We start from the raw sequence: 25,738 nt of genomic DNA, 5'->3' as shown, positions 1-25,738 counted from the left end.
CTCCTATCAGGCCGCGGAGGCCATCTTCTCGGCCTTGGCCTTCACATCGTCGATGCCGCCGACCATGTAGAAGGCCGATTCCGGCAGGTGGTCGTACTCGCCCGCGACCACCGCCTTGAACGAGCGGATGGTCTCCTCGAGCGGCACCTGCACACCGTCGGAGCCGGTGAACACCTTCGCCACGTCGAAGGGCTGCGACAGGAAGCGCTGGATCTTCCGGGCGCGGGCCACGGTCAGCTTGTCCTCTTCCGAAAGCTCGTCCATGCCGAGGATGGCGATGATGTCCTGAAGCGACTTGTAGCGCTGCAGGATGCCCTGCACGTCGCGCGCCACCTGGTAGTGCTCCTCGCCGACGACCGCAGGGTCCATCAGGCGCGAGGTCGAGTCGAGCGGGTCCACGGCCGGGTAGATCCCGAGCTCGGAGATCGCGCGGTTGAGCACGGTGGTGGCGTCGAGGTGCGCGAACGAGGTCGCCGGCGCCGGGTCGGTGAGGTCGTCGGCCGGCACGTAGATCGCCTGCACCGAGGTGATCGAGCCGTTCTTGGTCGAGGTGATCCGCTCCTGCAGCGCGCCCATGTCGGTCGCCAGCGTCGGCTGGTAGCCCACGGCGGAGGGGATGCGGCCCAGAAGCGCCGACACCTCGGAGCCCGCCTGGGTGAAGCGGAAGATGTTGTCGACGAAGAACAGCACGTCGGTGCCGGACTGGTCGCGGAACTGCTCGGCGAGCGTCAGGCCGGTCAGCGCGACGCGGGCACGCGCACCCGGCGGCTCGTTCATCTGGCCGTAGACCAGCGCCACCTGGCTCTCACCCAGCGCGTCCGGCTTGATGACGTTGGATTCGATCATCTCGTGGTAGAGATCGTTGCCCTCGCGGGTCCGCTCGCCCACGCCGGCGAACACGGAGTAGCCCGAGTGCACCTTCGCGATGTTGTTGATCAGCTCCATGATCAGAACGGTCTTGCCGACGCCGGCGCCGCCGAACAGGCCGATCTTGCCGCCCTTGGCGTAGGGGGCGAGCAGGTCGATGACCTTGATGCCGGTCACGAGGATCTCGGACGAGGTCGACTGCTCGGCGAAGGTCGGGGCCTCGGCGTGGATCGGGCGGGTCTCGGTGGTCTCGACCGGGCCCTTCTCGTCGATCGGCTCGCCGATCACGTTGAGGATGCGGCCGAGCGTGGCGTTGCCCACCGGCACCGAGATCGGCTTGCCGGTGTCGGTCACGGTGGCGCCGCGCACGAGACCTTCGGTCGCGTCCATCGCGATGGTGCGCACGGTGTTCTCGCCAAGGTGCTGGGCCACTTCGAGAACCAGCGCCTTGCCGTTGTTTTCGGTGGTCAGCGCGTTCAGGATCTCCGGCAGGTGATCGCCGAACTGCACGTCCACGACGGCGCCGATCACCTGGGTGACCTTGCCTGTTGCTTGAGCCATGTCGTTTCTCCGGTTCTCTTAGAGCGCCTCGGCGCCCGAAATGATTTCGATGAGCTCGTTGGTGATGACGGCCTGACGCGAGCGGTTGTACTCGATCGTCAGCTTCTCGATCATCTCGCCCGCGTTGCGGGTCGCGTTGTCCATCGCGCTCATCCGGGCGCCCTGTTCGGAAGCGCCGTTCTCCAGCAGGGCCGCGAAGATCTGCGTCGCCACGCCGCGCGGCAGCAGGTCGGCGAGGATCTCCTCCTCGCCCGGCTCGTAGTCGTAGAGCGGCGCGCCCTGGGCGTCGTCCTCGGGCGCGTCGAACTTGGCGGGGATGATCTGCTGCTCGGTCGGAACCTGGGTGATCACGTTCTGGAACCGGGCGTAGTAGATCGTCGCCACGTCGAACTCGCCTTCGTCGAAGCGGCCGAGCACGTCGCGGGCGATGTCCTGCGCGTTGGCGTAGCCCACGCGCTTGACGTCGCTCAGGTCGATGTGACCGACGAAGTGCTGGCCGTAGTCGCGGCGCAGCATCTCGCGGCCCTTCTTGCCGACGGTGAGGATCTTCACCGTCTTGCCCTGGGTCAGCAGCTCGCTGGCCCGGATCCGCGCCTTGCGGACGATCGAGCCGTTGAAGCCGCCGCACAGGCCGCGCTCGGCGGTCATCACGACGAGCAGGTGCACGTCCTCCTTGCCGGTGCCGGCAAGGAGCTTCGGCGCGCCGTCCGAGCCGCCCACAGAGGCGGCCAGACCGGCCATCACCGCGTTGAACCGCTCGGCATAGGGCCGCGCGGCCTCGGCTGCGTCCTGGGCGCGGCGGAGCTTCGCCGCCGCGACCATCTGCATTGCCTTGGTGATCTTGCGGGTCGATTTGACCGACGCGATCCGGTTCTTGAGGTCCTTCAGACTAGGCATCGGCCAGCCTCCCTAAGTCCTTGGCTGGTTTCAGGCGAAGTCCCGGGCGAACTCGTCCAGGGCGGACTTGATGCGGCTCTCCGCGTCGCCCTTGATCTTCGGGTCCTCGTTGGTGATCCAGTCCAGCAGCTCGCGGTTGTTCTGGCGCAGGTGCTTGAGCAGGCCCGCCTCGAAGCGGCCGACATCCTTGACGGCGATCTTGTCGAGGTAGCCCTGGGTGCCGGCGAAGATCACGCAGACGATCTCGGCGTTGGTCAGCGGCGAGTACTGCGGCTGCTTCATCAGCTCGGTCAGGCGCGCACCGCGGTTCAGCAGCTGCTGGGTCGCGGCGTCGAGGTCGGAGCCGAACTGCGCGAAGGCCGCCATCTCGCGGTACTGCGCCAGTTCCAGCTTCACCGGGCCGGCGACCGACTTCATCGCGTTGGTCTGGGCCGAGGAGCCCACGCGCGACACCGACAGGCCGGTGTTCACGGCCGGGCGGATGCCCTGGTAGAACAGCTCGGTCTCGAGGAAGATCTGGCCGTCGGTGATCGAGATCACGTTGGTCGGGATGAAGGCCGACACGTCGCCGCCCTGCGTCTCGATGATCGGCAGCGCGGTCAGCGAGCCGGCGCCGTGCTCCTCGTTCAGCTTGGCCGAACGCTCGAGCAGGCGGGAGTGCAGGTAGAACACGTCGCCCGGGTAGGCTTCGCGGCCCGGCGGGCGGCGCAGCAGCAGCGACATCTGGCGGTAGGAGACGGCCTGCTTCGACAGGTCATCATAGATGATCAGCGCGTGCTTGCCATTGTCGCGGAAGTACTCGGCCATCGCGGTGGCGGCGTAGGGCGCGAGGAACTGCATCGGCGCCGGGTCCGAGGCGGTGGCGGCGACGACGATCGAGTACTCGATCGCGCCCGACTCCTCGAGCTTCTTCACCAGCTGCGCCACGGTCGAGCGCTTCTGGCCCACGGCGACGTAGATGCAGTAGAGCTTCTTGCTCTCGTCGTCGCCGGCGGCCTCGTTGTAGGTCTTCTGGTTCAGCACGGTGTCGAGCGCCACGGCGGTCTTGCCGGTCTGGCGGTCGCCGATGATCAGCTCGCGCTGGCCGCGGCCGATCGGGATCATGGCGTCCACGGACTTCAGGCCGGTGGCCATCGGCTCGTGCACCGACTTGCGCGGGATGATGCCCGGCGCCTTGACGTCGGCGACGCGGCGCTCGGCCGCCTCGATCGGGCCCTTGCCGTCGAGCGGGTTGCCGAGGCCGTCGACCACGCGGCCCAGAAGGCCCATGCCGGCCGGCACGTCCACGATCGAGTTGGTGCGCTTGACGACGTCGCCTTCGCGGATGTCGCGGTCCGAGCCGAAGATCACGCAGCCGACGTTGTCGTTCTCGAGGTTCAGCGCCATGCCGCGGACGCCGCCCGGGAACTCGACCATCTCGCCGGCCTGGACGTTGTCGAGGCCGTGGACGCGGGCGATGCCGTCACCGACGGAGAGCACGCGACCGACCTCGGCGACCTCGGCCTCCTGGCCGAAATTCTTGATCTGGTCCTTCAGGATCGCGGAGATTTCCGCAGCTTGGATCGCCATTATCCGACCTCTTTCATGGTGTTCTGGAGTGCCTGGAGCTTCGAGCGGATCGAGGTGTCGACCATCTTCGAGCCCAGCTTGACGACGAGGCCGCCGATGAGGCTTTCATCGACGGTCTGATTGATCTTCACCTCGCGGCCGGCGCTCTGCTTGAGCGCCTCGGCGAGCGCCTTGGCCTGCTTGTCCGACAGCGGCTTGGCGGTGGTGACGTCGGCGGTGATCTCGCCGCGCGCCTCGGCCAGCTTCTCGTCGAGCGCGCGCAGCATCTGCGGCAGCACGAAGAGGCGGCGCTTGGAGGCCATCAGGCCGAGCACGTTGCCCATGGTCTGGGTCAGGGCCATCTTCTGGGCGATCGCGGCCATGGCGCGGCCCTGCTCGTCGCGCGGATAGACCGGCGAGGAGATCAGGTCGCGGAAATCGGCGCTCTCGGCCAGGGCGGCCTTCAGCGCGTCGACATCCTTGCCGAGGGCCGCAAGCGCGTCATCCTCGCGCGCCAGGTCGAACACGGCGGTGGCATAGCGTTGCGCGATGCCGGTTGAGATCGAAGCTGGTTCGGACACGTCCACCCTTCCGCAGTATCTTGGCCCGGCATTCCCGCACCGGTAGAAAGTCGGCGGCGGTCGGGCAGCTTGCATGGCCCTCGCGCGGGCGAAGGCCGTCAAAATCAGGGGCGATGTAGCAGAGCGATCTGCACGTCGCAACCGCCTTGCGCGCCCTCGACGCGGGTGCGCGGCCCGCTCGCGCGGGACTTGCGCGGAGTGCGACATTTTGGCGCTTGCCGCGCGACCGCGCGGGGCCTGGCAGCGGCTCGGCCGTCGCCGGCCCCGCCGCTCAGCGGCAGCGCCGGCTGGGCTCGGGCACCGGCGCGCCGATCCCCTCGAGCACCCGCAGCGGCCGCTTGACCTTGCTGGTCAGCCCCGGCCGGTTCGGCGCCACGACCTGCTTGGAGGCCTCGACCATCAGCACGCCGCCGGCGTTGAACACCGGCAGGTGCTTGCCGGCCTTCTCGAGAAAGGCGGCCGAGCGGCGCCAGCCGCGGCGCAGGCTGGGCGGCTGGTAGAGTGCCGAGACCGCGCGCTCGGCCACGAAGCGGTGCCGGGCGAGCTGCGCCTCGAGCTGGGTCTGCGAATAGGGCCGGCCATAGCCGAAGGGCGTGGCGTCCGAGCGCGACCAGAGCCCGGCCCGGTTCGGCACCACGAAGACCGCCCTGCCCCCCGGCCCCAGCGCGCGCCAGCATTCCTCCAGAAGCGCCGAGCCGTGCTCGGAGGTCTCGAGCCCGTGCATCAGCACCAGCCGGTCGGCCTGCCCGGTGCGGATCGGCCAGAGCGTCTCCTCGCACAGGACCGAGACGTTGGGCTGGCCGGCGGGCCAGGGCATCACCCCCTGCGGCCCCGGCATCAGCCCGATCACCCGCCGCGCGGTGGCAAGGTAGGGCCGCAGCAAGGGCACCGCGAAGCCGTAGCCGACCACCGTCTGGTGCTGGCACTGCGCGGGCGTCCACCATTCCACCAGCTGGTCGCGGATCGCCTTCTGCGCCGCCCGCCCCAGCGCGCTGCGGTAATAGAAGTTGCGCAGGTCGAGCACGTCCAGATGCATTGCGGGCGGCGTGTCCTTGGGTCAGAATTTCGGGGCCGGTCACGGCGGGCCGGATGCGGTCCGGCCCACCATAGCAATCAAAGGACGGACGCCGCCATGCCTCTCGGACTCCTGACCATTCCGTGTCGCACCGACAACTACGCCTTCCTGCTGCACGACGATTCCACAGGCGCCGCCGCGCTGGTCGACGCGCCCGAGGCCGGGCCGATCCAGGCCGCGCTCGAGGCGCATGGCTGGCGGCTGACCGACATCCTGCTCACCCATCACCATGACGACCACGTAGCCGGGGTCGAGGAACTGCGGGAGGGCGGCGCGCGGGTGATCGGCGCCGAGGCCGACGCGCACCGGCTGCCGGCGCTCGACGCCGCCGTGACGCCCGGCGCGCCGCTCGAGGTGCTGGGCACCCGCGTCGAGGTGATCGACGTGCCCGGCCACACGGTGGGCCATGTCGCCTTCCACTTCCCGCAGGACCACATCGCCTTCACCGCCGACAGCCTGATGGCCTTGGGCTGCGGCCGGCTGTTCGAGGGCACCGCCGGGCAGATGTGGGACAGCCTGCGCCGGCTGCGCGACCTGCCGGGCGACACGCTGATCTGCTCGGGCCACGAGTACACCGAGACCAACGCCCGCTTCGCCCAGACGATCGAGCCCGGCAACGCCGCGCTGCAGGAGCGCGCCCGCGCCGTGACGCAGGCCCGGGCCGACGGCCGGCCGACCGTGCCGTCGCGGCTGTCCGAGGAGCGCGCGACCAACCCGTTCCTGCGCGCCGACGCGCCCGAGCTGCAGCGCGCGATCGGCATGGAGGGCGAAACCGCCGAAACGGTGTTTGCCGAGATCAGAGGCAGGAAGGACCGGTTCTGAGCGCATCTGTCGCAGCGAAGAAACCGGGCCGGGAAATCTTGGCGGATCGGAAACACAGCTGCGTGACGTCAGCCCCTCAGGCCACGGGTTTCTGCTAGTTTTAACTTGAAGCGGGGCGGATAAACCCGATCTTTAACTCTAGAGGCCACGGTCCGGACGGGCCCTTTCCCGACCGGACCCCCGATCAGAGGAGCACATCACCGTGCCGTCTTTTTCGACCACTCTCGAGCAGTCCATCCACGCGGCCCTGGCCCTGGCCAATGCCCGCCGCCATGAACTCGCGACGCTCGAGCACCTCCTGCTGGCCCTGATCGAGGAACCCGACGCCGCCCGCGTGATGCGGGCCTGCGCCGTCGATCTGGAGGAGCTGCGCAAGTCGCTCGAGGACTTCATCGAGGACGATCTCTCCACCCTCGTCACCGATGTCGAGGGCTCGGAGGCCGTGCCCACCGCCGCGTTCCAGCGCGTGATCCAGCGCGCCGCGATCCATGTCCAGTCCTCCGGCCGCACCGAGGTGACCGGGGCCAACGTGCTCGTGGCGATCTTCGCGGAGCGTGAATCGAACGCCGCCTATTTCCTGCAGGAGCAGGACATGACCCGCTACGACGCGGTCAACTTCATCGCCCACGGCCAGGCCAAGGACCCCGCCTTCGGCGAGAGCCGCCCGGTGACCGGCGCGACCGAGAAGGACGAGGACGGCGAGACCGCCTCGGCCGGCGGCGCGGGCGAGGAGAAGGACTCGGCGCTCGCCAAGTACTGCGTCGACCTCAACGTCAAGGCCCGCAAGGGCGACGTCGATCCGCTGATCGGCCGCGAGCACGAGGTCGAGCGCTGCATCCAGGTGCTGTGCCGCCGCCGCAAGAACAACCCGCTGCTGGTCGGCGACCCGGGCGTCGGCAAGACCGCCATCGCCGAGGGCCTCGCCTGGAAGATCGTCGAGGGCGCGGTGCCCGACGTGCTGTCGGAGGCCACGATCTACAGCCTCGACATGGGCGCGCTCCTGGCCGGCACCCGCTACCGCGGCGACTTCGAGGAGCGGCTGAAGGCGGTGATGGCCGAGATGGAGAACCACCCCGACGCGGTGCTCTTCATCGACGAGATCCACACCGTGATCGGCGCCGGCGCCACCTCGGGCGGGGCGATGGACGCCTCGAACCTGCTCAAGCCCGCGCTGCAGGGCGGCAAGCTGCGCTGCATGGGCTCGACCACCTACAAGGAGTTCCGCCAGCACTTCGAGAAGGACCGCGCTCTGAGCCGTCGGTTCCAGAAGATCGACGTCAACGAGCCGACGGTCGAGGACGCGGTGAAGATCCTCAAGGGCCTCAAGCCCTATTTCGAGGATCACCACCAGATCAAGTACACCCACGACGCGATCAAGACCGCGGTGGAGCTGTCGGCGCGCTACATCAACGACCGCAAGCTGCCCGACAAGGCGATCGACGTGATCGACGAGGCCGGCGCCGCGCAGCATCTCGTGGCCGAGAGCAAGCGGCGCAAGACCATCGGCGCCAAGGAGATCGAGGCGGTCATCGCCAAGATCGCCCGGATCCCGCCGAAGAACGTCTCGAAGGACGACGCCGAGGTGCTCAAGGATCTCGAGCCGACGCTCAAGCGCGTGGTGTTCGGGCAGGATTCGGCGATCGAGGCGCTCAGCTCCGCGATCAAGCTGGCCCGCGCCGGTCTGCGCGAGCCCGAGAAGCCGATCGGCAACTATCTCTTCGCCGGCCCCACCGGCGTCGGCAAGACGGAGGTGGCCAAGCAGCTCAGCCAGACGCTCGGCGTCGAGCTGCTGCGCTTCGACATGTCGGAATACATGGAGAAGCACGCCGTCAGCCGCCTGATCGGCGCGCCGCCGGGCTATGTCGGCTTCGACCAGGGCGGCCTGCTGACCGACGGCGTCGACCAGCATCCGCATTGCGTGCTGCTGCTCGACGAGATCGAGAAGGCGCATCCGGACGTGTTCAACATCCTCCTGCAGGTGATGGATCACGGCAAGCTCACCGACCACAACGGCCGGGCGGTGGATTTCCGCAACGTGATCCTGATCATGACCTCGAACGCCGGGGCCGCCGAGCAGGCCAAGGAGGCGATCGGCTTCGGCCGCAACCGCCGCGAGGGCGAGGACACCGCCGCGATCGAGCGGACCTTCACGCCGGAGTTCCGCAACCGGCTCGACGCGGTGATCTCCTTCTCGCCGCTGGCGCAGGAGACGATCCTGTCGGTGGTCGAGAAGTTCGTCCTGCAGCTCGAGGCGCAACTGATGGACCGCAACGTCCATATCGAGCTGACCATGGAGGCGGCCCGCTGGCTCGCCGACAAGGGCTACGACGACAAGATGGGCGCGCGTCCGCTGGGCCGGGTGATCCAGGAGCACATCAAGAAGCCGCTCGCCGAGGAGCTGCTCTTCGGCCAGCTCACCAAGGGCGGCATCGTCCGGGTCGGCCTCAAGGACGACAAGATCGAGCTGACCTTCGAGGAGCCGGGCGCCAAGCGTCTCTCGGGCAACAAGCCGCCGCTGCTGACCGCGGACTGAGCCCGAACCGAACGACACATTGACGGCGCGGCCCCCTTCCCCGGGGGCCGCGCCTTTTTCGTGACGCAGGGTCGCATTTCCCGCGACGCGCCGTTGCCGTGGACCGGCCGGGTCCGGCTCCCGCATCTTGGGGCGGACCGGACCGACCGGAGCGACGCCATGACCCGCGCCATCCGCCTGCTGGCCCTGCTGACCGCCTGCGCCGCCGCCCCCGCCGCCGCGCAGGAGCGGTTCCGCCTCGCGCTGCCGATCGACTGCGCGCCGGGGCAGGACTGCTTCGTGCAGAACTACTTCGATGCCGATCCCGGCCCCGGCATGCGCGACCATGCCTGCGGTCCGCTCAGCTATGACGGCCATCGCGGCACCGATTTCCGGGTCTCGACCATCGCGGCGCTGGAGCGCGGCATCACCGTGCGCGCCGCCGCCCCCGGCGTGGTGGCCGCGCGCCGCGACGGCATGCCCGACATTCTGCAGGGCTGGGCGGGCGCGCCCGAGATCGAGGGGCGCGACTGCGGCAACGGCGTGGTGCTGCGCCACGAGGGCGGCTGGGAGACGCAGTACTGCCACCTCGCCGAAGGCTCGGTCGCGGTGCGGCGCGGCGAGCGGGTGGAGACCGGCGCGGCGCTGGGCCTTGTCGGGCTCTCGGGCAACACCGAGTTTCCGCATCTGCATCTCTCGGTCCGCCGCGACGGGGTCGAGATCGACCCCTTCGACCCCGAAGGGTCGGGCGGCTGCGAGGCCGCGCGCGCCGACACGCTCTGGGTCGAGCCGCCCGCCTACCGGGCCGGCGCGCTGATGGAGGCGGGCTTCGCCCCCGCCCTGCCCGACTGGCCGGCGATCCAGTCCGGCACCGCGGCGGCCGAGGTGGCGGCGGACGCGCCGATGGTGCTCTGGGCCTACCTCTTCGGCGCGCGCAAGGGCGACGTGGTGCGGCTGACGGTGACCGGACCCGGCGGCCGGGTGTTCCTGCGCGACATGCCGTTGATGCGGACGCTGGCGCAGTCCTTCCGCGCCGCGGGGCTGGAGCCGCCGGAGGGCGGCTGGCCCGCGGGCGATTACGCGGGCGAGGTCACGCTGTGGCGCGACGGCGCGGCGCTGCACGCGCTCGAGGTGCCGCTGCGCATGGCGGCGCGCTAGCGCTCGGTCAGCTTCAGCTCGATCCGCCGGTTCTGGGCCCGCGCCTCCGGCGTGTCGGCCGGGTTCACCGGCTGGAACTCCCCGAAGCCGTTGGCGGCGAGCCGGTTCGGCGGAATGCCCTCCTCCTCGCTCATGTAGCGCACCACCGACAGCGCCCGCGCCTGGCTCAGTTCCCAGTTGTCGGCATAGGGGCCGCCGCGCACGGGGATGTCGTCGGTGTGGCCGTCGACCCGGATCACCCAGTCGATGCCCTCGGGGATCTCGGTGGCGATGTCGCGCAGCAGCGCCGCGACCTTGGAAATCTCCGCCTCGCCCTCGGGCGACAGCGTCGAGCGGCCCTGGCCGAACAGCACCTCGGAGGAGAAGACGAAGCGGTCGCCTTCGACCCGCACGCCCTCCTGCCCCTCCAGCATGCCGCGCAGCTCGCCAAAGAAGTCCGAGCGGTAGCGCGCCAGATCGGCGGCCTCGGCGGCGAGGCGCGCGGCCTCTTCCTCGAGCCGCTTGCGCTCTTCCTCCTCGAGCTGGCGGCGGCGGCGCTCCTCGGCGGCGGCACGGGCCAGCGCGGTGTTGAGCTGCGAGCCCAGCGCCTCGATCTGCACCTGCGCCTCGGCGTCGGCCTCCTCGGCCAGATCGAGCAGCGTCTTGAGCTGGCCCACCTCCTGCCGCAGCGCCGCGACCTGCTGGTTCAGCGCCTCGACGCGGGCCTGCGCCTCGGCCGAGATCGCCTCTTCCTGCGACAGCGCCTCGCGCGCGGCGGCGAGCAGCGCGGCGCGGCGCTCGGCCTCGCTCGTCTCGCTCTCGGCGCGGGCCTGCGCCGCGGCGGTGGCCGAAAGCGCCTCGGCCAGGCGGGCCGCGAGATCGGCGCGCTCGGCCTCGGTTTCCTCGGCCCCTTCCGCCCGTGCCTGCGCCGCATCGCGCGCGGCGATGGCGGCAGCCAGCCGGTCGGCGAGATCGGCGCGGCCGCGCTCGGCCTCTTCGCCGGCGGCCCGCGCCGCCTCGGCCTCGGCGCGGGCGGCGTCGCGGTCGAGGATCGCGGCGGCGAGCCGCTCCTGCAGCTCGGCCTCGCTGGTCTCGCGCGCGGCCAGCGCCGCCTGCAGCTCGGCGCGCACCGCCTCGAGATCGGCTTCGCCTTCCTCGCGCGCGGCGAGCGCGGCGGCGAGGCGCGAGGAGAGGTCGTCTTCGCGCGCGGCGGCCTGCTCGAGCGCGGCGCGCGCGCCGTCGAGTTCGGCCTGCGTCTCTTCCTGCAGCTCCAGCGCGGCGGCGAGGCGGGCGTCGAGCCCCTCGCTGTCCTGCGCCGCCTGCGCCAGATCCTCGCGCGCCCGGTCGCGCGCCAGCACCGCCTCGGCCAGCGCCGCGTCGAGCTCGTCGCGCGCGGCGCGGGCGGCGGCCAGGAGCGTCAGCGTCTCCTCGGCCTCGCGCCGCCGCTCCTCGAGCGCCAGCGTCATCGCCGTCAGCTCGGCATCCGCGTCCGAGAGACGCGCCCGCAACGCCTCGGCCGCCGCCGCCTCGGCCAGCTTCTCGGCCTCGAGCGTGTCGATGGTCTCGGCCGCGGCCTCCGCCTCGGCCTCGAGATCGGCCAGGAGCGCCTGCAGCGCCTCGCGCCGCGCGGCGGCGAGCCGGGCGGCCTCCGCCTGCGCGTCGATCTCCTCGCGCGCCTGCGCCAGCGCGGTCGCGGCCGCGTCGCGCGCGCCTTGGGCCGTCTCGAGGTCGCCCTCGAGCGCGGCGATCCGTTCTTCGGCCCGGTCGCGCGCGGCCAGGAGCCCCGCCACCTGCGCCTCGAAATCGGTGATGGTGGCCCGCGCCGCGTCGCGCTCTTCGGTCAGCGCGGCGATCCGTTCGGCCTGCCCTTCGACCCGCGCGCGCGCCGCGCTCAGCGTCGAGGTCAGGCTGCCCACCTCCTGCTCGAGGCCGGCCGACCGCTCGCGCTCCAGCCCAAGCGCGGTGGCGAGCCGCTCGACCTCGGCGCCGAGCGCGTCGAGCTGGCTCTCCTGCCCGGTGATGGTGTCGCGCAGCGAGAACTGCACCACGGTGAAGACCGTGAGCACGAACATCAGCACCAGCAGCAGGCCGGTCATCGCATCGACGAAGCCCGGCCAGATCGCGGCCTGGAAGCGGTTCGACGACCGGCGCTGCAGGGCCATGACCTAGCGCCCCCTGATGTCGCGCGTGGCCCGCAGGCCGCCGGGATGGCCGCTTTCGCGCAGCACCCGGGCCAGCCCCGAAAGATCCGAGCGCAGCTCCTCGAGCATCTCCTGCCGTCCCGAGGACAGCTCCTCGAGGATGCGCAGAAGCTGCACGTCCATGCTCCTGAGCCGCATCTGGGTCTCGGCGGGGTTGCCGGCCTCGCTCGCCCGTTCGAAGGCGGCGCGCATCTGCTCCTGCGCCTCGGCGATCCGCACCAGCGCGTCGTTCTCGGCGCGCGGGTCGAGCCGGTCGGCCAGCCGCGACAGCGCCTCGGTCAGCGCCTCGATCCGGCCCGCCTCGACGCGGCGCTGCTCCCCGGCGCCGGCGATCGCGCCCTTCATCTCCTCCATCCGCTCGCCCAGATGCTCGACCATCTGCGCCAGCACGCCGCTGTCGCCGCTGCCGTGACGCTCATCGCCCGAGGTGAAGCCGAGCCGGGTGATGGTCGAGAGCCACTCTTCCAGCTCGCGGTAGAACCGGTTCTGGCCATGGGTCGCGAAGAGTTCGAGCAGGCCGACCACCAGCGAGCCGGCAAGGCCCAGCAGCGACGAGGAGAACGCCGTGCCCATGCCGCCGAGCTGGCTCTCCAGCCCCGATTGCAGCCGCTGGAACAGCGCAGCCCCGCTTTCCTCCTCGGAAGGGCTGAGCGAGCGGATCGTCTCGACCAGCGCCGGCACGGTGGTGGCAAGGCCGTAGAAGGTGCCGAGCAGGCCGAGGAAGATCAGCGTGTTGGCGAGGTAGCGGGTGATCTCGCGCTCCTCGTCGACCCGCTGGCCCACCGATTCGAGGATCGAGCGGGCGCTGTCGGGCGAGATCTGCCGCCGCGCCCCGCGCGAGCGCAGGAGCGTCGCCAGCGGCAGGAGAAGCCCCGGCGCGGGGCCGGTCGAGGCGGGGTTGCGCGCGAAGGCCTCGATCCAGCGCACCGAGCGCATCAGCGCGATCACCTGCCAGAAGCAGGCCAGAACGCCCAGGACGAAGAAGGCCGAGATCGCGGAGTTCAGCCACGGGTTCGACAGGAAGATGCCGCGGATCACCGGGAAGCCCAGCACGAGGCCGGTCGCCACCAGCGCCAGCGCCACCAGCATCGACACGATCTGTCGCACCGGCTGCGAGAATTGCGGTTTTGCCTGGGGCTGCCTCATGCGCAGGGTCGTCCTCTCGTCTCGTTCCCGGCACCATAAGAAGGGAGCCCGGCGGCGGCCATCGGTGCCTCGCGCCTCGCGCGTCGGGTGTGGCGGCGCTGCTAGACGCCCGCCTTCAGGCTGCGCACCCGCCCGACCAGCCAGTCGAGGTCGGGATCGTGCACGCCCATCTCCTCGAGATGCGCCGCAGTGTTGTAGAGATACTCGTCGTTTGGGCCGCGCCCGCCCACGGCGGCGGAGATGCGGCGGGCCTGCGTCTCGAGGTCGAGCGCCACGTATTGCTCGTGTTTCGGGTCGATCACGTAGGTGAGCGCGGGCACCACGCGCCCGTCGGTCAGGGCGAGGTCCTGATGCGTCTCGAGATAGGCCGAGGAGACGAGCTCGCGCTCGCGCAGCATCTCCAGCACGCGGTCGCGCTCGGCCTCGGGGGCGCGCAGCGCCAGGCCGGTGCAGACCGCCCCCTCGGCGCGGTCGAGCGCCAGCACAAGGCCGGGCCGCTCGGGCGTGCCGCGGTGATGGATCGAGGACATGCAGAAACTGCGGTGCCAGCCGTCGAGACGGGCCACCACCACCTCCTCGGGCCGGAAGCCCGGGTTCCACAGTAGCGATCCGTAGCCGAACACCCAAAGCGCGGACTGGTCTGTCATGCTGGTCCTCCTAGCTCCGCCCCTGTAGACACCCGATCCGGTGCGGACGAAAGGGCCCCTCGATGCGATTGATCCTGATTCTCGTGGCGCTCGCCGCGCTGGCCTTCGGCGGCTGGTGGGTCTGGGGCAGCCGGCAGGTGGATGCCCGGCTGGCGCAGGTCACCGCCGATCTCGAGGATCGCGGCTGGCAGCTCGACTACGAGACCGAGGGCACCACGGGCTTTCCCTATCGCTTCCTGCTGGATCTCGACGAGATCGCGGCGGTCTCGCCCGATGGCGGCTTCGGCTGGCAGAGCCCGCGGCTGCGCTTCGTGTCGCAAAGCTACCAGCCCAACCGGCTGATCGCGCTGGCGGCCGACGAGCACGTGGTGCGGCTTCCGGGCCAGGAGCTGGCCATCACCGCGCAGGCGCCCCGCGCCTCCGGCGCGGTGGAGCTCGACACGCGCCTGCCCGTCAGCGAGGCGACCGCCGAGGCCGGCGCGGTGCGGATCCGCTCGGATCTGGGCTGGGAGGCCACGCTCGGCCGGGTGCTGACCGCGCTGCGCGCCGTGCCCGAGGGCGAGGGCTACGACGTCTTCGCCGAGGCCACGGCGCTGGCCCTGCCCGAGGCGCTGCTCGCGGCGTGGGACCCGCAGGGCCGCCTGCCGCGCGAGATCCCGATCACGCGGCTCGAGGCAGGGCTCGCGACCGATGCGCCGCTGGCGCTGGCCGGCGCGCCCGCCCGGGTCGAGGCGCTGGACCTGCGCGAGCTGTCGCTCGACTGGGGGCCGGTGAAGCTCGACGGCGAAGGCCGGCTCGAGATCGCCGCCGACGGCACGCCCGAGGGCGAGCTGGTGCTGCGGATCACCGGCTGGCAGGTGCTGCTCGACCTTGCCGCCGAGGCCGGGCTGCCGGTCGCGCAGTCGCCCCTGCTGCGCGGCGCGCTCGAGCAGATGCAGAGCGACGGCGTGCTCGAGGCGCCGATCAGCTTCTCTGACGGGCGGATGGCGCTGGGCTTCGTCCCGCTCGGGCCGGCGCCGCGGCTGCGCTGAGCCGGGGGCTCAGCGGCAATAGGGCGACCGGCCCGACGCGGTGTCGAAGTGGAAATGGTCGCGATGCGCCGCGTCGGCATCGGGGCCCAGCACCGTGCCGAAGGGGCCGCAGGCCGCCTTGTGCAGCGACCGGAGCGCCGCGCCCGCGCCGCGGCTGTTCCAGCCGGCGCTGAGCGAGATCTCGCGCCCGTCGCGCAGGCCGAAGGCTGAGATGTCCACCGCCCGCCCGAAGGAATGCTCGGACAGCTGCGCCCCCTGCTCGTGGTTGCGCGGGCGGCAGACATAGCTGCCGGCCAGGCGCAGCACCGAAAGGCCGCCGCCCGTGGCCGCGAGCGCGGGCTTCGCCGCCTGGTCGACCCAGGCCGCCAGCGCCCGCGCGGTGGGGCAATCGACCACCGCGGCCGGGGCGAGGCGCACGCCGTGCAGCGCGGTGATCCGCACCGGCTCGGCGATGCCGCAGGCCCCTGCCCCGTCGATCGGGGCGACCCGCGCACCTTCGAGCCCGGGCACGCCGCAGAGGGCCCCCGCCTGGGCGATGGCCGCCGGCGCGACCGGGGCGGAGACGGTCCGCGCGGTGGCGATCGCCGGTCGCAGGTCCGGACGTTCGGCCGGGCGCGGCGCGGCGGCGACGGCCTCAGGAGATGCGGGCGGCGATGCAGGCGCCGGTCCGGCCACCGGCGCCTCGGGCGCGGGGGCGGCGGGGGCAGCGGCGGCCGGAACCGCCGCGAGCCGGGCACGCGGGCGCGACACGGTCGCGGGCTGACCCGACGGCAGCTCGGGCGCCGCGACGGGCGCGCTCGAAACCCGTCCGACCGGGCGCGCGGCGCGGTCGGGGGCCAGCTCCTGCGCCGCCGCCGTCATCGACAGCGTCGCGCAGAGGGCCGCGGCCAGCGGCCAGGCGGGGCGCTTCACCCCCGGCGCTCCCGCGCCGCGCCGCGGCCGAAATCGGGCGCGGCGGTGTCCTGGCCCGCCTCGATGATGCCGCGCCGGATGGCGCGGGTGCGGGTGAAGTAGTCGTGCAGGTGGTCGCCGTCGCCGGTGCGGATCGCGCGCTGCAGCGCGAACAGCTCCTCGGTGAAGCGGCCGAGGATCTCCAGCGTCGCCTCCTTGTTGGTCAGGAAGACGTCGCGCCACATGGTCGGGTCCGAGGCCGCGATCCGGGTGAAGTCGCGGAAGCCGGCGGCGGAGTACTTGATCACTTCGCTGTCGGTGACGCGGCGCAGGTCGTCGGCCACGCCCACCATGGTGTAGGCGATCAGGTGCGGCGTGTGGCTGGTCACGGCGAGCACGAGATCGTGGTGCTCGGCATCCATCACGTCGACATGCGCGCCCATGGCCTCCCACAGCCCGGAAAGCCGGGCCACGGCCTCGGGCTCGGTGTCGCCGTTCGCCGGCACGATCAGGCACCAGCGGTTGTCGAACAGTTCCGCAAAGCCCGAGCGCGGGCCCGAATGCTCGGTGCCCGCCAGCGGGTGGGCCGGCACGAAATGCACGCCCTCGGGGATGTGCGGCGCCACCGCCTCGATCACCGCCTTCTTGACCGAGCCGACATCCGACACCGTCGCGCCCGGCTTCAGCACCGGCGAGATCTCCTCGGCCACCGCGCCCATCGCGCCGACCGGCACGCAGAGCACCACGAGGTCGGCGCCTTCGGCCGCCTCGGCCGCCGTTTCGCAGACCCGGTCGACGAGGCCGATCTCGGCCGCCACGGCGCGGGTCTCGGCCGAGCGGGCATGGCCGGTGATCTCGCCCGCGAGCCCGGCGCGGCGCATCGCATGCGCCATCGAGGAGGCGATGAGTCCGAGGCCGATCAGCGCGACGCGCCCGTAGATCGGCGCGCTCACGCCTGCCCCCGGAACCGGGCGATGCAGCCGACCACGCGGCGGCAGCCCGCCTCGTCGCCCACCGTGATGCGCAGCCCCTCGGGGAAGCCGTAGCCGCCGACCCGGCGCACGATGATGCCCTCCTCGCGCAGCATCGCGTCGCAGGCGATGGCCTCGGATTCGTCCTTGAAGCGCACCAGCACGTAGTTGGCGTGGCTCTCGTCGCAGGCGAGGCCGAGGCCCAGGAGCTTGTCGCGCATCCAGACCCTGAGCCGGGCGGTCTCGGCGCGGCACATCTCGGTGAAGCCGGTGTCGCGGATCGCCGCCTCGGCAGCCGTGAGCTGGGCGTTGGACAGGTTGAAGGGCTGGCGCACGCGGTTCAGCACGTCGATGATCTCGCGTGGGCCGTAGCCCCAGCCGATCCGGAGGCCGCCGAGCCCGTGGATCTTCGAGAAGGTGCGGGTCATCACCACGTTGCCGCGCGCCTCGACCAGCCGCGCGCCGCCGTCGTAATCCTCGGTGAACTCGACGTAAGCCCCGTCGAGCACGAGGATCACGTGGTCGGGGATCGCGTCGGCAAGCCGCGCCACCGCCTCGACCGGGATCATCGTGCCGGTCGGGTTGCCGGGGTTGGTGAGGTAGATGAGCCGGGTGCGCGGCGTGCAGGCCTCGAGGATCGCGTCGACATCGACCACCCGGTCGCGTTCGCGCACCATGACCGGCGTCGCCCCGGCCGCGCGGGCGAGGATCGGGTACATGGCGAAGCCGTGCTCGGTGTGGATCACCTCGTCGCCCGGGCCGGCATAGCACTGGGCGAGGAACTGCAGCACCTCGTCCGAGCCCACGCCGCAGATGATGCGCTCGGCGTCGAGGTCATGGACCTCGGCGATCGCGGCGCGCAGCTGCGCGTGGTCGGTCGAGGGATAGAGATGCAGGCCGGCGGCGGCGGCGCGCAGCGCGTCCTGCGCGCGCGGGCTCGGGCCGTAGGGGTTCTCGTTCGAGCTGAGCTTGAGGACCTCGTCATGGCCCTCCAGCCTGCTCTGCCCACCCTGGTAGAGGGCGATTTCCATGATGCCGGGCTGCGGGGTGATGCTCATGTCTGCGCTCCTTCGGACCGCGCCTGCATAGCCGGGCGCGGGCGCGGTTTCCAGCGGCAAGCGCCGCCTGCGAACTGGCCGCGAGCGATGCCGCGCCTATCTGTCGCGGCATGACCAGCGCGCTCCACCTCGTTTCGGGCATCGCGATCCTCGCCCTCGTTTCGGTCGACTTCATCCTCGCCACGATCGGCGCCGCGCCGCGGGTGATCCTGTCGGACCGCATCGCCCGCACCGTCTTCGCGATCCTCGCGCATGCGACGAAGCACCGCCCGGCCAAGGTGCTGGCGCGGATGAGCGGAGTGATCGTGATGGTGGTGGTCGCGGCCTTCTGGATCGCCGGCACGGCGCTGGGCTGGACGCTGGTGGTGCTGTCGGACCCGAGCGCCGTGGTGCTGACACAGTCGGCCGAGCAGGCCGGCTTCTGGGACGCGCTGGCGCATGTCGGGCACCTGCTCTCGACGCTGGGCGGCGCGATCACCCGGCCCTCGGGCACGTTCTGGAACGCGGTCGAGGTGCTGGCGGGGGTGAACGGCATGGTGGTGCTGACGCTGGCGGTGAGCTTCATCCTCGCCACGGTGCAGAGCGTGCAGGCGGGCCGCGCCTTCGCCGCGCTGCTGCACAGCCTGCCGCCGGGGGCGGACGTGACCGGGCTGTTCGACCGCCTCGCCGACGTGGTGGCGAGCCTGAACTCGGCGCCCTTCGCGCTCTATTACAGCCACGGCCGGGCCGAGCGGCGGCTGCCAGAGGCGCTGGTGGTGATGGCGCGCGCGGCCGCCGCGCAGGGCCCCAAGACCGAGGCGCGGTTCTACGCGCTGATCTCGGACCTGCCGCAGCTCGACCTGCCCGACGAGAACGCGGACCGTTTCGCCGTGCTGCAGGACTGGGCCGCGCAGCGGCGGCTTGGCGCGCTGCAGGCCTGAGACGGACGGGGCGGCCCCCGGCCCGAACCCGCCGACCCGTCGCCGCGCGCGGGAGTTCGGGCTTCACTCGCGGCGGTCGGGCTGACAGAAGTGCCGGTGACGGACATCCAAGAGGTCAGCCCATGCGCCACCCTGCCATCGCCGCGATCCTGACATTGGCGCTCGTCTCCGGCTGCGGCGCGTCCGCGAGCCGGACGATGGTCGAGGGCGCGGGCCCGGACGAGCTTCTGAAGCTGCGCGCGGGGCCGGGGCTGGGCCACGCGGTGATCCTCGGCCTGCCCGACGGCACCCGGCTTCTTCGGCGCGACTGCGTCACCGAGGCGGGCCAGCTGTGGTGCCGCGTCGCGCTGGCCGACGCGCCCGGCGTCACGGGCTACGTGTCCGAAGACTACCTGTCGGATCGCTGAGCCGGCACCCCCGCACCTGCCCGCAAGCCCAACCGCGCCGGCGCCCGAAGCGCCGGCCCGTAGACGCGCGGCCATCGCGCGCCGCCGCAGGCCCGCCCGTGGCCGCCCCGCGGAGTCGCCCATGAGAAAGGGCCGCGCGGTCTCCCGCGCGGCCCCCTGTCCCCCGTCCGGTATTCCGGATCAGTTCTTGGCGTAGAATTCGATGACGAGGTTCGGCTCCATCTGCACCGGGTAGGGCACGTCGCCCAGGCCCGGGACGCGCACAAAGGTGGCGGTCATCTTGGAGTGGTCGACCTCGAGGTAGTCCGGCACGTCGCGCTCGGGCAGCTGCGAGGCTTCCAGCACCACGGCGAGCTGCTTGGACTTGTCGCGGACGGCGATGACGTCGCCTTCCTTGACGCGGTACGACGGGATGTTCACGCGCTTGCCGTTCACGGTCACGTGGCCGTGGTTCACGAACTGGCGGGCGGCGAAGACGGTCGGCACGAACTTGGCGCGGTACACGACGGCGTCGAGGCGGCGCTCGAGCAGGCCGATCAGGTTCTCGCCGGTGTCGCCCTTGACGCGCTCGGCCTCACCGAAGATGCGGCGGAACTGCTTCTCGGTCAGGTCGCCGTAGTAGCCCTTGAGCTTCTGCTTGGCGCGCAGCTGGATGCCGAAGTCCGACAGCTTCTGCTTGCGGCGCTGGCCGTGCTGGCCGGGGCCGTATTCGCGGCGGTTCACCGGGGACTTCGGACGGCCCCAGATGTTCTCGCCCATGCGGCGGTCGATCTTGTACTTGGCAGAGGTGCGTTTGGTCACTCTCTGATCTCCTTCTCTCGGCCCCGGGGGGCCATGTATCGAAGGGCGTTGTCCTCTGGGACGGCCTTGGGGCCGCCTCCCGACAGGGATCCCCTCGCGGGGTCCGCCAACACCAATGAATGCCCCGGAACCGCGTCCCGGGACGGGCGGCTTATACAGCCGTGGAGGGGCGAGTCAACCGCCCCCTACCAGAGCCCGAACTCGAGCTTGAGCGACCCCAGCACCTGCGCCTCGTGCTGGCCCGCGAACTCCTCCGACAACCATGTCAGCCCGTAGAACAGCCGGATCTCGGGGGCCGGCTGCCAGTGCAAACCGGCGCGGGCGCGGGTGCGGTCGCGTTCCTCGCGGCCGGGCAGGAAGACGCTGTCGCCCACCGCGGCCCAGTCGGCACCGGCGGTGACGGCCCAGCCGGTCTCCGGCGCCTCGATCCCGCGATAGGGCTGGCCGGTCACGGGGTCGCGCAGCCACAGCGCGTCATGGCCGATGCCGCCCCAGACGAGGTCCGCGCCGAGGCGCAGCAGCTCCTCGCTGCCCGCCTCGGCGGCGAGGAAGGGGCGCAGCGTGAGGCGGTCGTCCGGCCGCAGCGGCCAGGCCACTTCGCTCTGCGCATGCAGGTGCAGCGCGTCGCCGAGCTGCCGGTCGGTGCCGCGCGGCGGCTCGAAGCCGAGGATATCGTGCGTCCGCTCCTGGAACTCCGACAGGCCCGTCGAGGGGCCGCGCGCGATCACCTCGCCGCCGAAGCTGCCCTCGATCGGTCCGAGCGACTGGTGCCCGAAGGCGCCGAAAGCCAGAAGCCCGGCATAGGGCCGGTCGTCGCGCCCGTCGCGCGTGCGCGCGGGGGCGAGGATTTCGCTGCGAAACCTCAGCTCCAGCAGCGCGTCCGGCCCGGCGGGCGGCGCGCCGTCCCAGGCATCGCCCCGGATCATCGACAGCGCGAAAGAGCCGCTGCGCCAGCGGTCGTGGCCGTCGCCGATGTAGTCGTTCGAGAAGATCCGCCCCCAGCCCAGCGTCTTGGCCTGCGTCTCGGCCCGTGTCTTGCCCGGCGTCTCTGCCTGTACTGGCAGGGCGATCGCTACGGTCAGGGCGGCGAGAGGCAGGCGCATGGCGGTCTCCGGGCTGGCCGCACCGGTCTAGCCGCCCTGCCCCGCCGCGCGCCAGCCGTGGCGCTACGCCCCGCTGCCGCCCGTGTCCTCGCGGTCATGCTCGCCGAGCTTGGGCGCGCGGCGGTCGAGCGCGAGCGGGCTGTCGGAAAAGCGGATCGGGCTGCGCAGCCCCGGCACGCCCTCGGGCTCGATCCGAAGGCCCCGCGCCGTCACCTGCGGGTCGGCGAAGACCTGGTCGACCCGGTTGATCGGCCCGGCGGGCACCGTCGCGGCCTCGAGCGCGGCCAGCACCTCGTCGCGGCCGCGCGCCGCGAAGGCCGCGCCCATCGCCTCGGAGAGCGCCTCGCGGTTGGCGACGCGCGCGCCGTTGGTGGCGAAGCGCGCATCGTCCGGCAGCGCGTCCAGCCCCAGCACCGCGCAGGCGCGGCGGAACTGGCCGTCATTGCCGACCGCGAGGATCAGGTCGCCATCGGCAGCGCGGAACACCTGGTAGGGCGCGATATTGGGGTGCGCGTTGCCCAGCCGCCGCGGCGCCTCGCCGGTGGCGAGGAAGTTCATCGCCTGGTTGGCGAGCACGCCGGTCGCGCAGTCCATCAGCGCCATGTCGATATGCTGGCCCCGGCCGGTCTTCTGGCGCGCGGCGAGCGCCGCCTGGATAGCGATGACCGAGTAGAGCCCGGTGAAGATGTCGGTGAAGGCGACGCCGATCTTCTGCGGCTCGCCCGCCGGGTCGCCGGTCAGGTCCATGATCCCCGACATGCCCTGGATCAGGAAGTCGTAGCCGGCCCGGGCCGCATAGGGACCGTCCTGCCCGAAACCGGTGATCGAGCAGTAGACCAGCGCCGGGTTCTCTTCCTTGAGGCTCTCGTAGTCGAGCCCGTATTTCGCGAGCCCCCCGACCTTGAAGTTCTCGATAACCACGTCGGCGCCGCGGATCAGCGCGCGGGTCAGCTCCAGCCCCTCGGGCGTGCGGAAATCGGCGGTGACGCTCTTCTTGCCGCGGTTGCAGGCGTGGAAATAGGCGGCGGAGCGGTCGCCCTCGACCTCGATCCAGGGCGGGCCCCAGCGGCGGGTGTCGTCGCCCTCGGGCGCCTCGACCTTGATCACCTCGGCGCCGAGATCGGCCAGCACCTGCCCGGCCCAGGGCCCGGCGAGGATGCGCGCCAGCTCGACCACCCTCAGCCCCGCCAGCGGCGCCTCTTTCGCTTCGGCCATGCGTCCCTCCTCCTCGTGGCGGCGCGACGCTAGCGGCTGGCGGCGCCGGTGGCCACAGCGATTTCCGGGCCGGCAGCCCGGCAGGAGGCGGCAGCGCCCCGAGGCCCCCATGGGCTCTTATGCGCCGGTCCGGCCCCGGTCCGGCCGAAACCGTCGCGATCGTGGCGGAACCGGGCTATCCTGCCCCGCATGAAGCTTCCCGGTCTCCTCCTTCTCGCGCTTCTCGCCGCGGGCGCCGGCTTCGCGCAGGAGCGCCGCGAGGTCGGGCTTGAGCTGGTGCTGCTGGCCGACGGCTCCGGCTCGATCGACGACGGGGAGCTGGCGTTCCAACGGCAGGGCTACGCCATGGCCCTGACCGATCCGGAGGTCGTCGCGGCGATCGAGGATTCGCTCTACGGCACCATCGCGGTGACCTATGTCGAATGGGCGACCAACACCGCCGTGGTGGTGGGCTGGACGATCATCTCGGACCACGACAGCGCGGCGGCCTTCGCCGAGGCGCTGCTGACCCCGCCCCGCCTCGCCGTCGGCCGCAACGCCATCGGCGGCGCCCTGCTCGAGGGCAAGCGGCTGATCGAGAGCAACGACATCGACGCGCCGCGCGCGGTGATCGACTTCTCCGGCGACAGCATCGGCAACTCCTCGGGCCCGTCGATCGCCGCCGCGCGGGCCGAGGTGATCGCGGCCGGCATCACCATAAACGCCCTGCCGATCCTGCGGCCCGAGGACGGACGGCGCGCGGGCGGCAATCTCGAGGCCGAATATGCCACGCGCATCATCGGCGGGCCCGGCGCCTTCATGGTGACGGCCGAGAGCCGCGCGACCTTCGCGCAGACCGTGCGCCGCAAGCTGGTGCTGGAGATCGCCGGGCCGGGGCACGGGGCCCAGGACCGTCGCCGCGCGGCCTGCTGCGGCGGCTGACGCCGCCCGGCCACGCGACACGCGCGCTTCGGCAGGCGGCGGGCCAAGACCCGGGCGGCCCGCGGCGGACCGCCGGGCCCTGCCCCGGCCACGCAGCCTCGCCGCGATGCCGCCTAGCGCGGCGCGCGGGGGACCGGGCCGCCGTCATCGGGCAGCTCGTCCCACCTGTCGTTCAGGATCCGGGCCTTGTCCCCGTCCGGATCCTCGTACTGCTGCGACCGCAGCGTCCACAGGAAGCCGAGCAGCCCCAGCCCCCCCAGGAACAACGACACCGGCATCAGGATCACGAGCACGTTCATCGCATGCGCCTCGCCGCGTTGAGGCTGACCGTGAGCGAGGAGCTCGACATCGCCAGCGCCGCGAGCCAGGGCGTCGCGAGCCCGGCCAGCGCCAGCGGGATCGACACCGCGTTGTAGAGCACCGACAGCCAGATGTTCTGCCGCATCCGGCGCGTCGCCACCCGCGCCATCGCGAGCGCGTCCGACACCGCGGTCAGCCGGTCATGCAGCAGCACGAGGTCGGCCGCGTTGCGCGCCGCGTCGAGCGCGTTGCCCGGCGCGATCGAGGCATGGCTCTCGGCCAGGCCGCCGGTGTCGTTCAGGCCGTCGCCCACCATCAGGCAGCGCCGCCCCTCGGCCCGGCGGGCCCTGAGCCAGTCGACCTTGGCCTCGGGCGACATGCGCGCCTCGAAGCGTTCGATCCCCAGCCCGGCCGCGAGGCGCGCGACCGGGCCCGGCGCGTCGCCCGACAGAAGCGCCACCTCGTAGCCCTCGGCGCGCAGCCGCGCGACGCTGGCCGCGGCGTCGGCCCGGGGCGTCTCGGCGAAGCGCAGCGCGTAGGTCGCGCCTTGGGCATCGCGCAGCCCGACGACGGTTTCGTCGTGATCGGCCTTCATGCCCAGCCAATCGGGGTTGCCCAGCGCGACCTCGCGGCCCTCGTGGCGCCCCTCGACCCCGCGGCCGGGCCGCTCGCGCAGCCGCTCCACCGGCACCGGCGCGAGCCCGCGCGCATGGGCGGCGGCGCGGATCGCGCGCGACAGCGGATGCGCCGAGGCCTGCGCCAGCCCTGCCGCCAGCGCCAGGACCGCGTCGGGCGGATCGCCCGCCAGCACCAGCTCGCCGGTGGTCAGCGTGCCGGTCTTGTCGAACACCACCATGTCGATCTCGGACATCCGCTCGAGCGCGGTGTGCGACTTGACGAGGATGCCGCGGCGGAACAGCCAGCCGGTCGTCACGGTCGAGACCGCAGGCACCGCGAGGCCGAGCGCGCAGGGACAGGTGATCACCAGCACCGAGATCGCCACGTCGAGCGCGCGCCAGCCGTCGGCGGTGCCCCACCACCAGCCGAGGAAGGCCGCCGCGCCCAGCAGGTGCACGACCGGCGCATAGATCCGCGCCGCGCGGTCGGCGAGGCCGGAATGCCGCGAGCGCTGGTTCTCGGCCACCGCCACCAGCTCGGCCAGCCGCCGCAGCCGGGTGTCCGAGCCGGCGCGGCGCACCTCGACGGTGAGCGGGCCACTCAGATTGGTCTCGCCGGCCGAGATCTCGGCCCCCGGCGCCACCGGCTGCGGCCGGCTCTCGCCGGTCAGCGCCGAGCGGTCGAGATCGCTCTCGCCGTCGCGCACCACCCCGTCGGCCGGCACCCGGTCGCCCGGCCTGACGCGGATCAGGTCGCCCTCGACGAGGCTGGCCGCGCGCACGATCTCCTCTCGGCCGCCCTGCAGCCGCAGCGCCTGCGGCGCCTCGAGCGCGGCCAGTTCCGAGGCCGCCGAGCGCGCTGCCTGCCGGCCGGCATGGTCGAGGTAGCGGCCGATCAGCAGGAAGAAGGTCAGCGCCAGCGCGGCGTCGAACCAGCCCGGCCGCTCCGCCCCCTCGAGCGCGCCCAGAAGCGAGACCAGCGTCGCGAGGCCGATGGCCAGCGAGATCGGCACGTCCATGTTGAGCCGCCCCGCCGAGACCGCCCGCGCCGCCGAGGCGAAGAAGGGCCGCGCCGCGTAGGCCACGGCGGGCAGCGCGATCAGCGCCGAGACGAGGTGGAACAGCTGCGCCGTCGCCTGAGCCGCGCCGGACCACACCGCGACCGACAGCAGCATCACGTTCATCATCGCGAAGCCCGACACGCCGATCCGCAGGATCAGGTCGCGCCCGGTGCTGTCGCGGCCGGCCAGCAGGTCGGTGTCGAGGCGCTGCGCCCTGTGGCCCCGGGCGGCGAGCGCGTCGATCACGCCGTCCGCGTCGAGGCCGTCGGTGCACAGGTGCACGCGCTTGCGGGTCAGGTTGACCCGCGCCTCGCGGATGCCGGGCAGCCGCGCCAGCGCCGCCTCGACCGAGGCGATGCAGGCGGCGCAATGGATGTCTGGCAGGTGCAGCACGAGGTCGGGACGCGCGATCGTGGCGGCCGGCGCGTCCTGCGACATCGGCGCCGCC

At 72.1% G+C, this 25,738-nt stretch carries 23 protein-coding genes; 7 read left to right on the top strand and 16 right to left on the bottom strand.

Going from position 1 to position 25,738, the window contains the following annotated elements:
- Positions 1-6: 6 nt before the first annotated feature.
- The 5 genes from atpD to BLT43_RS04910 all read right to left on the bottom strand — a co-directional run bounded on the left by atpD (position 7) and on the right by BLT43_RS04910 (position 5,490).
- A complete protein-coding gene (gene atpD / locus BLT43_RS04930) occupies positions 7-1,428 on the bottom strand; it encodes a F0F1 ATP synthase subunit beta (protein ID WP_090110638.1) in 1,422 nt (473 codons plus the stop codon).
- A gap of 18 nt (positions 1,429-1,446) precedes the next feature.
- Positions 1,447-2,325, bottom strand: coding sequence for a F0F1 ATP synthase subunit gamma (locus BLT43_RS04925; protein WP_090110636.1), 879 nt, complete (start codon positions 2,323-2,325; stop codon positions 1,447-1,449).
- Positions 2,326-2,355: 30 nt separating this feature from the next.
- Entirely contained in the window at positions 2,356-3,894 is a 1,539-nt protein-coding gene (gene atpA, locus BLT43_RS04920) for a F0F1 ATP synthase subunit alpha (protein WP_090110634.1), read from the bottom strand.
- On the bottom strand, positions 3,894-4,454 hold the full coding sequence (locus tag BLT43_RS04915; RefSeq protein ID WP_207497416.1) for a F0F1 ATP synthase subunit delta: 561 nt from the start codon (positions 4,452-4,454) through the stop codon (positions 3,894-3,896). The genes atpA and BLT43_RS04915 overlap by 1 nt, the downstream gene beginning before the upstream one ends.
- Positions 4,455-4,725: 271 nt before the next feature.
- Complete coding sequence (locus BLT43_RS04910) at positions 4,726-5,490, bottom strand: class I SAM-dependent methyltransferase (RefSeq protein WP_090110630.1); 765 nt, start codon at positions 5,488-5,490, stop codon at positions 4,726-4,728.
- A gap of 96 nt (positions 5,491-5,586) precedes the next feature.
- Here BLT43_RS04910 and gloB point away from each other — a divergent pair, with 96 nt between their 5' ends.
- The 3 genes from gloB to BLT43_RS04895 all read left to right on the top strand — a co-directional run bounded on the left by gloB (position 5,587) and on the right by BLT43_RS04895 (position 10,021).
- The gene (gene gloB, locus BLT43_RS04905; RefSeq protein WP_090110628.1) at positions 5,587-6,351 is read left to right on the top strand and encodes a hydroxyacylglutathione hydrolase; all 765 of its coding nucleotides are present in this window, start codon (positions 5,587-5,589) and stop codon (positions 6,349-6,351) included.
- Between the two features lie 202 nt (positions 6,352-6,553).
- Positions 6,554-8,884 carry an ATP-dependent Clp protease ATP-binding subunit ClpA gene (gene clpA, locus BLT43_RS04900; protein ID WP_090110626.1) on the top strand — a complete coding sequence of 777 codons (2,331 nt, stop codon included), beginning with the start codon at positions 6,554-6,556 and terminating at the stop codon, positions 8,882-8,884.
- Between the two features lie 159 nt (positions 8,885-9,043).
- Positions 9,044-10,021, top strand: a complete 978-nt coding sequence (locus tag BLT43_RS04895; RefSeq protein ID WP_090110623.1) for a M23 family metallopeptidase — start codon at positions 9,044-9,046, stop codon at positions 10,019-10,021.
- Here BLT43_RS04895 and BLT43_RS04890 read toward each other — a convergent pair.
- From BLT43_RS04890 to BLT43_RS04880, 3 genes are all read right to left on the bottom strand, one after another.
- Positions 10,018-12,162 (bottom strand): peptidoglycan -binding protein, encoded by a 2,145-nt coding sequence (locus BLT43_RS04890; protein ID WP_090110621.1) that lies wholly within the window; start codon positions 12,160-12,162, stop codon positions 10,018-10,020. The two genes, BLT43_RS04895 and BLT43_RS04890, sit on opposite strands and share 4 nt — an antisense overlap.
- A 3-nt stretch (positions 12,163-12,165) precedes the next feature.
- Positions 12,166-13,347 carry a biopolymer transporter ExbB gene (locus BLT43_RS04885; protein ID WP_090110619.1) on the bottom strand — a complete coding sequence of 394 codons (1,182 nt, stop codon included), beginning with the start codon at positions 13,345-13,347 and terminating at the stop codon, positions 12,166-12,168.
- A 101-nt stretch (positions 13,348-13,448) separates the two neighbouring features.
- A complete protein-coding gene (locus tag BLT43_RS04880; RefSeq protein ID WP_090110617.1) occupies positions 13,449-13,994 on the bottom strand; it encodes a gamma-glutamylcyclotransferase in 546 nt (181 codons plus the stop codon).
- 62 nt (positions 13,995-14,056) lie between these two features.
- Between BLT43_RS04880 and BLT43_RS04875 the strand changes: the two genes are divergently transcribed.
- Positions 14,057-15,025 carry a DUF2125 domain-containing protein gene (locus BLT43_RS04875; RefSeq protein ID WP_090110615.1) on the top strand — a complete coding sequence of 323 codons (969 nt, stop codon included), beginning with the start codon at positions 14,057-14,059 and terminating at the stop codon, positions 15,023-15,025.
- A gap of 9 nt (positions 15,026-15,034) precedes the next feature.
- Here BLT43_RS04875 and BLT43_RS04870 read toward each other — a convergent pair whose 3' ends face one another.
- From BLT43_RS04870 to hisC, 3 genes are read right to left on the bottom strand one after another with little or no spacing between them, the layout of a single operon-like run.
- The gene (locus tag BLT43_RS04870) at positions 15,035-15,937 is read right to left on the bottom strand and encodes an extensin-like domain-containing protein (RefSeq protein ID WP_242652222.1); all 903 of its coding nucleotides are present in this window, start codon (positions 15,935-15,937) and stop codon (positions 15,035-15,037) included.
- Positions 15,934-16,869 carry a prephenate/arogenate dehydrogenase family protein gene (locus BLT43_RS04865; protein WP_090110613.1) on the bottom strand — a complete coding sequence of 312 codons (936 nt, stop codon included), beginning with the start codon at positions 16,867-16,869 and terminating at the stop codon, positions 15,934-15,936. The genes BLT43_RS04870 and BLT43_RS04865 overlap by 4 nt, the downstream gene beginning before the upstream one ends.
- Positions 16,866-17,945: a histidinol-phosphate transaminase gene (hisC, locus tag BLT43_RS04860; RefSeq protein WP_090110611.1), complete on the bottom strand. Its 1,080-nt coding sequence runs from the start codon at positions 17,943-17,945 to the stop codon at positions 16,866-16,868. Before hisC ends, BLT43_RS04865 begins: the two co-directional genes overlap by 4 nt.
- Positions 17,946-18,055: 110 nt before the next feature.
- Here hisC and BLT43_RS04855 point away from each other — a divergent pair, with 110 nt between their 5' ends.
- Positions 18,056-18,865, top strand: coding sequence for a hypothetical protein (locus BLT43_RS04855; protein ID WP_090110609.1), 810 nt, complete (start codon positions 18,056-18,058; stop codon positions 18,863-18,865).
- A 122-nt stretch (positions 18,866-18,987) separates the two neighbouring features.
- Complete coding sequence (locus BLT43_RS04850) at positions 18,988-19,272, top strand: SH3 domain-containing protein (protein WP_090110607.1); 285 nt, start codon at positions 18,988-18,990, stop codon at positions 19,270-19,272.
- Positions 19,273-19,452: 180 nt separating this feature from the next.
- Here the strand turns inward: BLT43_RS04850 and rpsD are convergent, their stop codons facing one another.
- From rpsD to BLT43_RS04835, 3 genes are all read right to left on the bottom strand, one after another.
- Complete coding sequence (gene rpsD, locus BLT43_RS04845; RefSeq protein WP_090110605.1) at positions 19,453-20,073, bottom strand: 30S ribosomal protein S4; 621 nt, start codon at positions 20,071-20,073, stop codon at positions 19,453-19,455.
- A gap of 185 nt (positions 20,074-20,258) precedes the next feature.
- Positions 20,259-21,176: a lipid A-modifier LpxR family protein gene (locus BLT43_RS04840; RefSeq protein ID WP_090110603.1), complete on the bottom strand. Its 918-nt coding sequence runs from the start codon at positions 21,174-21,176 to the stop codon at positions 20,259-20,261.
- Positions 21,177-21,239: 63 nt separating this feature from the next.
- Positions 21,240-22,391 carry a CaiB/BaiF CoA transferase family protein gene (locus BLT43_RS04835; RefSeq protein ID WP_090110601.1) on the bottom strand — a complete coding sequence of 384 codons (1,152 nt, stop codon included), beginning with the start codon at positions 22,389-22,391 and terminating at the stop codon, positions 21,240-21,242.
- 189 nt (positions 22,392-22,580) lie between these two features.
- Here BLT43_RS04835 and BLT43_RS04830 point away from each other — a divergent pair, with 189 nt between their 5' ends.
- On the top strand, positions 22,581-23,312 hold the full coding sequence (locus BLT43_RS04830) for a DUF1194 domain-containing protein (RefSeq protein ID WP_090110599.1): 732 nt from the start codon (positions 22,581-22,583) through the stop codon (positions 23,310-23,312).
- A gap of 113 nt (positions 23,313-23,425) precedes the next feature.
- Here the strand turns inward: BLT43_RS04830 and ccoS are convergent, their stop codons facing one another.
- Together ccoS and BLT43_RS04820 are read right to left on the bottom strand one after the other, a co-directional pair.
- Positions 23,426-23,611, bottom strand: coding sequence for a cbb3-type cytochrome oxidase assembly protein CcoS (gene ccoS / locus BLT43_RS04825; RefSeq protein WP_090110597.1), 186 nt, complete (start codon positions 23,609-23,611; stop codon positions 23,426-23,428).
- Positions 23,608-25,728, bottom strand: coding sequence for a heavy metal translocating P-type ATPase (locus BLT43_RS04820; RefSeq protein ID WP_090111489.1), 2,121 nt, complete (start codon positions 25,726-25,728; stop codon positions 23,608-23,610). Before BLT43_RS04820 ends, ccoS begins: the two co-directional genes overlap by 4 nt.
- Positions 25,729-25,738: the final 10 nt, after the last annotated feature.

Origin of the sequence: Limimaricola pyoseonensis (assembly GCF_900102015.1) — a bacterium.
Taxonomy (GTDB): Bacteria; Pseudomonadota; Alphaproteobacteria; order Rhodobacterales; family Rhodobacteraceae; genus Limimaricola; species Limimaricola pyoseonensis.
The sequence above is the reverse complement of the archived record's forward strand: the minus strand, read 5'-3'. Positions and strand labels throughout refer to the sequence as shown.

Bases quoted from the DNA above. Each gene is read 5' to 3' on its own strand.
- atpD (WP_090110638.1), bottom strand. From the start codon at position 1,428: ATGGCTCAAGCAACAGGCAAGGTCACCCAGGTGATCGGCGCCGTCGTG.
- BLT43_RS04925 (WP_090110636.1), bottom strand. From the start codon at position 2,325: ATGCCTAGTCTGAAGGACCTCAAGAACCGGATCGCGTCGGTCAAATCG.
- atpA (WP_090110634.1), bottom strand. From the start codon at position 3,894: ATGGCGATCCAAGCTGCGGAAATCTCCGCGATCCTGAAGGACCAGATC.
- BLT43_RS04910 (WP_090110630.1), bottom strand. From the start codon at position 5,490: ATGCATCTGGACGTGCTCGACCTGCGCAACTTCTATTACCGCAGCGCG.
- gloB (WP_090110628.1), top strand. From the start codon at position 5,587: ATGCCTCTCGGACTCCTGACCATTCCGTGTCGCACCGACAACTACGCC.
- BLT43_RS04895 (WP_090110623.1), top strand. From the start codon at position 9,044: ATGACCCGCGCCATCCGCCTGCTGGCCCTGCTGACCGCCTGCGCCGCC.
- BLT43_RS04890 (WP_090110621.1), bottom strand. From the start codon at position 12,162: ATGGCCCTGCAGCGCCGGTCGTCGAACCGCTTCCAGGCCGCGATCTGG.
- BLT43_RS04885 (WP_090110619.1), bottom strand. From the start codon at position 13,347: ATGAGGCAGCCCCAGGCAAAACCGCAATTCTCGCAGCCGGTGCGACAG.
- BLT43_RS04880 (WP_090110617.1), bottom strand. From the start codon at position 13,994: ATGACAGACCAGTCCGCGCTTTGGGTGTTCGGCTACGGATCGCTACTG.
- BLT43_RS04875 (WP_090110615.1), top strand. From the start codon at position 14,057: ATGCGATTGATCCTGATTCTCGTGGCGCTCGCCGCGCTGGCCTTCGGC.
- hisC (WP_090110611.1), bottom strand. From the start codon at position 17,945: ATGAGCATCACCCCGCAGCCCGGCATCATGGAAATCGCCCTCTACCAG.
- BLT43_RS04855 (WP_090110609.1), top strand. From the start codon at position 18,056: ATGACCAGCGCGCTCCACCTCGTTTCGGGCATCGCGATCCTCGCCCTC.
- BLT43_RS04850 (WP_090110607.1), top strand. From the start codon at position 18,988: ATGCGCCACCCTGCCATCGCCGCGATCCTGACATTGGCGCTCGTCTCC.
- BLT43_RS04840 (WP_090110603.1), bottom strand. From the start codon at position 21,176: ATGCGCCTGCCTCTCGCCGCCCTGACCGTAGCGATCGCCCTGCCAGTA.
- BLT43_RS04835 (WP_090110601.1), bottom strand. From the start codon at position 22,391: ATGGCCGAAGCGAAAGAGGCGCCGCTGGCGGGGCTGAGGGTGGTCGAG.
- BLT43_RS04830 (WP_090110599.1), top strand. From the start codon at position 22,581: ATGAAGCTTCCCGGTCTCCTCCTTCTCGCGCTTCTCGCCGCGGGCGCC.
- ccoS (WP_090110597.1), bottom strand. From the start codon at position 23,611: ATGAACGTGCTCGTGATCCTGATGCCGGTGTCGTTGTTCCTGGGGGGG.
- BLT43_RS04820 (WP_090111489.1), bottom strand. From the start codon at position 25,728: ATGTCGCAGGACGCGCCGGCCGCCACGATCGCGCGTCCCGACCTCGTG.